At 44.7% G+C, this 5,366-nt stretch carries 6 protein-coding genes; all 6 read right to left on the bottom strand.

Going from position 1 to position 5,366, the window contains the following annotated elements:
- A partial coding sequence (locus ACFIKR_RS08575) for a DUF4815 domain-containing protein (RefSeq protein ID WP_375659558.1) occupies window positions 1–1,923 on the bottom strand: 1,923 nt, incomplete at its 3' end.
- 1 nt (window position 1,924) lies between these two features.
- A complete protein-coding gene (locus tag ACFIKR_RS08570) occupies window positions 1,925–3,031 on the bottom strand; it encodes a phage tail protein (RefSeq protein ID WP_375659557.1) in 1,107 nt (368 codons plus the stop codon).
- Window positions 3,031–3,858 (bottom strand): baseplate J/gp47 family protein, encoded by an 828-nt coding sequence (locus ACFIKR_RS08565; RefSeq protein ID WP_375659556.1) that lies wholly within the window; start codon window positions 3,856–3,858, stop codon window positions 3,031–3,033. The genes ACFIKR_RS08570 and ACFIKR_RS08565 overlap by 1 nt, the downstream gene beginning before the upstream one ends.
- Window positions 3,855–4,196: a GPW/gp25 family protein gene (locus tag ACFIKR_RS08560; protein ID WP_041581347.1), complete on the bottom strand. Its 342-nt coding sequence runs from the start codon at window positions 4,194–4,196 to the stop codon at window positions 3,855–3,857. The genes ACFIKR_RS08565 and ACFIKR_RS08560 overlap by 4 nt, the downstream gene beginning before the upstream one ends.
- Entirely contained in the window at window positions 4,193–4,882 is a 690-nt protein-coding gene (locus ACFIKR_RS08555; protein WP_375659555.1) for a phage baseplate assembly protein V, read from the bottom strand. Before ACFIKR_RS08555 ends, ACFIKR_RS08560 begins: the two co-directional genes overlap by 4 nt.
- Window positions 4,863–5,366 (bottom strand): hypothetical protein (locus ACFIKR_RS08550; RefSeq protein WP_375659554.1); only part of this gene is annotated, 504 nt, incomplete at its 5' end. The genes ACFIKR_RS08550 and ACFIKR_RS08555, both read right to left, overlap by 20 nt.

Genomic DNA, 5,366 nt, shown 5'->3' with positions numbered 1-5,366 from the left:
CACACCATCAAAGGTAAGACTTTCCAAGATTTCGCTACTGCCAAAGCCTTCAATTTTAAAGTGAAGGGTAATTTGTCTTAAAAAGTCGATTTGTTCTTGGTGTGTGTTGATGAAATTATCGCTTACTTCTGTTCTACGTATGGTACTGCCGCGATGTTTTCCCATAATGATCTGATTGGTGACGCCAGAGAGCCAATCGGTGCGCTGTTCGTGCCAGAAGTCTGTCGCGGGTTCAAGGGTTACTGTACCAGGCAGGGGTGCAAAATTTTGATAGGGGTTGATTTTTTCGCAAGCCGTTGTCAACTCTTGCGCAATGATCACTTCATTTGTCCAGTCAAGCGTGACAGGCGCTTTTAAAGGAGCGGTATAGAATGTTGGGTCAATAGCAAGCTGCAAAATGCCGTTGCCTACAGCCCCCGTTTGTTGAAAGCCTTCATCTCTGTAAGAGTCATCAAGAAAGGGATCAGCGAACATGCCTTTTTTGGCGACAGGTTCTTTAGAGTCCACATTGCTTTTAATGCGCTCTAACTGCATGAGACGGTCAAGGGAGAGCACCCGTTGAAAATAGCGCCACATCTCATCATAGGGGGCAACACGTGTGCCATCATTGACAACAACCGGCGTTTCAAGCCAATTGTTGGTGATCGTTGCAAGGGACAACACATCATCAGGGACACTCGGTGCCATGGGGTGATCTGCCGAGATACCTTTGATGTAAACCACATTGCCCCCTGTGTTCAGTCCTATACGGTCAATGCGGGGCAATTTGTAAGTGTAACTGACGATAATATCACCACCTTGCGCCCCACCTGAGATGGTAATTTCCTGCGCTGTTACTTTATCAGCCGTGATTTTTGCGCGATAACGATAAGTCACCTTATAGCTGCTCCCCGGTAAAGGTTCGTCTCCCACGGGTGCCCAATCAATGGTGTCTCCGGTTTTTTTAAAATCTGTGCCTTCTTTAAATTCCTTGCTTCCTTGAACAACTTTAATAAACGCGGTGATGCTTTTATCAGGAACACCATCACGCCCCGAAGCAACTGCACCACGGGTGACGTTAACGGTTTTTTCTTTTGTCAATAAAAGAGACTGAATATCGGCAATAGGAAAATAATAGGGTTTAAAGGTAAAACTTGTTTTCCCTTTTGGAGGCGCAAAAATATGCGTTTCGCTTGGAACAACGCTTGTCGAAAAGTCTTCCGTCTCTTCATGGCGCAAAGCAGCAAGGCGTTTGCGTTTAAAGCCATTGATATTGGCTTCTCCTTCTTGAATACTAAAGACTTGGCAACTGTTATTGGCTCCCAATGCGCTCACACGGCAGCCACTCACGATATAATGCCCATGGGCACGGTCATACGTCGCAATAGCTTGCATGGCGGGTTCAAGCAGTGATGGGGATTTTTGATCAATCAGAACACCATCTTGTAAGATATAAACGGGAAAGAAAGTGCCACTTTGCGCATCCTCTTTCAGTGCCCAAACAAGCTTTGCTGTTTCGCGTGCGGCGCCTACTTCTCCTTCTGCCAATGTGCCAGGGACTTGCCCCAACAGCTCTGGATCATCCTCATATGTCACCCATTTTTTTTGTAGCTTCACACCAATTTCCAAGCGCCCAATCATGGCAACATTGTTGAGTACAGCAGGTGCAACGGGGAAAATATCGCCTGCGATATAAATCTTGCCCTCCGTTAACGTTACGGTCCTTGTCTTTTTGTTGACAAAAGCATCAGCCCGTTCAACGCGGTCTCCTTCTTGTGCCACAAGGCGCCCCAAACGGTCATGCCGTCCCCTTATAATGGTTTGAACTTCATTCAGTTCACCACTTTGAATAAACGGACGCGTGCCGTAAAAGACAACACTTTGTTGTTCCTCTTTGCCGCGAGATCTGTCAATTGCAAAGGGTAAACCACTTTCATGCTTCATATTAAAACCTCAATAAAATCTTGAATTGTTCGCGAACATCGGCACGCAAAGGAATATTAATGGGCGTTTTGAGTATCTCGACACCGCCATTGAGTTCATCAAGCTCCAACCAAAGCTTGCCAACCGCTATGTTTTCTGCAGGGGTAGCATGAACGAGAACAGAAACAAATGCTGCTTGTTTGCGGTCAACATCGTGAAAATCTGTACGGGCTGCAACAAGAAGCGCCGTGCCCCTCGGGGAGGGCTGATAGTGATTGCCTGAATGGTTGTAAACACCCTCTAAAACCTGTTCGACAGGCGCTACAGCATAGCATCTTCGAAACCCAATCACACCATCTTGGCTGTCTCTTAACACGAGATAAAGCGTGCGACCATGAAACCACTCTGCCATCAGTATATCGCGTTCATGTTTTTTGACCGAACACCACGGAAAATTTGCCATATCCCATGGATAATCGATTTGTTCCCAGCTTAACTCTTCATCCGCATCATCTATCCAATTGCCAATAAGCCTGCCTTCTTCTCTTAAGAGAACGTGCTCTATCTCTGTTGTGCGCCCAAAGGAAAACAAAGTACCCCCAGCTGTTAAGCGAACACCGCTTTCATACTCCAACATGCTGTCATCAAGGCGTGACATATTGCATTCAACAGCTTGCACATCATAACCATAAACACCACGACGAAAATCAGAGCGCAAACTTTTTGAAAGGTCGGTGATTGCTTCAATGGCTTCAAGGCTTTTCCGTTCAGGCAAGTGATCAAAATCAAGTTGAAAGGAATTCCACCATGCTCGCCCCGTCCATGCGGGTTGAAAGCGTGCCGAAATCTGGAGCCATTCAAGCCCCATCTCTATTGCCGCAAGTGAGCCACGTATCCGCTGCCATTGAAGCCCTTGATCAATCAAATCATAGAGGTTTGGAACATAAGGCGTAAGCTCTCCAAGCCCGTATTCTTCAATCAACCACGGCAAGAAACGGGGAGGGCGTGTGATCAGTTTAGAACGTGAAATCCCCAAAACAGAACCATCAACATCTTGATGAAAGTCGCAAGCATTGGCAAGGCGCTTTTCAAATTCTGTTGCATGTGTGGGGAGGAGGGAACCAACCATTAGCGCGCACGCCCTTTGAAGTTTAAGGTGATTTTTCCAATCGATAAAACTTCTTCATCACAAACCATACTGTCTTGTGTTGGTGTAATGGCGATCACTTTTTGGACACCAGTAATCATTAATTTTGAAATCCACCACGACAAACTTAATTCACGACCAATGGCTTGTTCTTGTCTCCATGCTGCTCTTAAATTTGTTTCCATTGTTGTGAGAATTTTTAAAGATGTTTCTGGTAACAGCCAAACATCTGCTTCTAAATCCAGCACTTTTTTGACAGCAGCGTGAACAATGATTGTATCATTGGTCATGATGATATTTTTTCTGTGAAGAGCTTCTGAAACTATTTGTATGAGATCTTCAGATGCCGTTCCTTCTTCATTGTTGCCAAAAAGAGCAACATAAATGGTTGGATCTTTGCCTTTACGGTAAACAATCGCATCCTTAACACGACTATCTGCTGTTAAGGCTATAAGCTTGTAATAGGGCTCTGTCCCGCTACCATTGCCACCACGGGCATGAAGCTCTATGCGTTCACGATATCTCTCGTCACTTTCACCCTCCATGCGGGCAAGACCATGCCAGTTTCCCAAAGCATCAAGAGATTCACCGCTTGCAAAATCAAGAATGTTGTTGCGTGCCGCTTCGTTAATACGCTGTCTTAAAAGCAGTTCTCGATAGCTAAAAGCCTCAATGACTTTTACGGCCGGATCACTTTCAAGAATGGTATATTCAGGCAAAAGCTCTTTTAAATGGGCAAGAGCAGCAGCGCGTATTTCCTCAAAAGAAAGTTCTGTGATGATTTCGGGTTTTGCAAGTGCTCCATTCATTTTATCAATAATCCTTCCATGGTAATGGGCTTGCCTGAAGGCAAATAAATGCCTTCAAAGGACAAAGAAACTTGCCCAGCCTCACTCCATTTAAAATCAATTTTTTTCAATTTAAAACGCGGTTCCCACTTGTCTAAAGCCTCAGCAACAGCAGCATAAAGAGCAACAGCAAAAGCATTATTCACTGGAGCATCAATGAGTTCTGCAACACGTGAACCATAATCACGACGCATTACACGCGAACCAATCCGCGTTGACAAAATATCAAGGATTGATTGGCGTAAATGATCAATGCCGGTCAATGGCTTTCCTGTTGTACGGTCCATTCCACTGTTCAATTGGGACCTCCTGTCATCGAGCCACCAGGGGAAACACCACCATGAACATGACTGTTTCCAATATTGGTGCCATTATGCTTTAGTCCACTTGAATGAATGGAAACATTATTTCCAGAATGAAGAGAGAGACTATCATTCGAATTCAGTGAAATGCCATCACCAGCCTTCAAAGAGATGTTGCCTTTTGCGTTTAAATTTATATCGCTTTCTGAAACAATCTTTATGCCATCTGGCGCGGTAAGCTCTAGCTTGCCACCTTCACCTTTTAGTGACACACCATCAGCGATTGTCAGGATAAATTTTCCCCCTGATTTGATATGAATTCCATAAGTGTTTTGTTCATCATCATATTCAAGGCTGGTTCCATCAGGATATATCGTTCGGTGAATGCTGCCTTTATCGGCTGCTTGATTAGCATCTGTATGAAGTGAACCAACAATCACCCCTTGTGATAAATCCCCTGATGATGAAACAACAATCACTTGCTCTCCAATATCACGCCCTTCATAAGAGCGTGTTTTACCGGCGCGGGCTTGTGTGTCTGGAATCCAGTCACTGACAAGATTGCCACTTGTTATCCGATAGCGTGCGTTTTTATGGTCGACATGGCTAATCTTCCCCACCACAACCATATTGGCCACACGTCTCTTTAGATCTGTGATTTCTTTATCGCGCCGCTCTAACATGTCCACCTTCAATTTTATGGTATTTATCTTTATTCCTCACCCCTGTTTCTGGTTCAAAGCTTAAGAAAGGTTCAACGATTCTTGCTGTTACACTGCCTTCTTCTTCATCCATGTTGGGGATGTTGGTCACATAAATGACTTCAAAGGTTAAAATCGCACCATGGAGCGCTAGGGCGCCATTATCGCCAAAGGCAAAAGCAATATTTTGCAGGCGGCATGTCTCAACGGTGTTGTTAAGATTGGGATTAGCGTAGAAAATTTCCTCCACTTCCCATGCTAATTGGTCAACAAAACGTGCTCCATCTTCACATGTCGCATAACATTCAACATCTAGCGTTAAAACACGCCGCCTTACTCCATAATCATAGCCATCTTCAATTGTTTCACTTTGTGTTGAGATATTAATTGCAGGCGTGTTCTCAGGGGAAAAGTTGAAATCACGCATATTGAAAACATTGTCACCAGCTGCCGTCTTTGCTGCTTT

The organism is Bartonella sp. MR30HLJHH (genome assembly GCF_042194195.1).
GTDB lineage: Bacteria > Pseudomonadota > Alphaproteobacteria > Rhizobiales > Rhizobiaceae > Bartonella > Bartonella grahamii.
The sequence above is the reverse complement of the archived record's forward strand: the minus strand, read 5'-3'. Positions and strand labels throughout refer to the sequence as shown.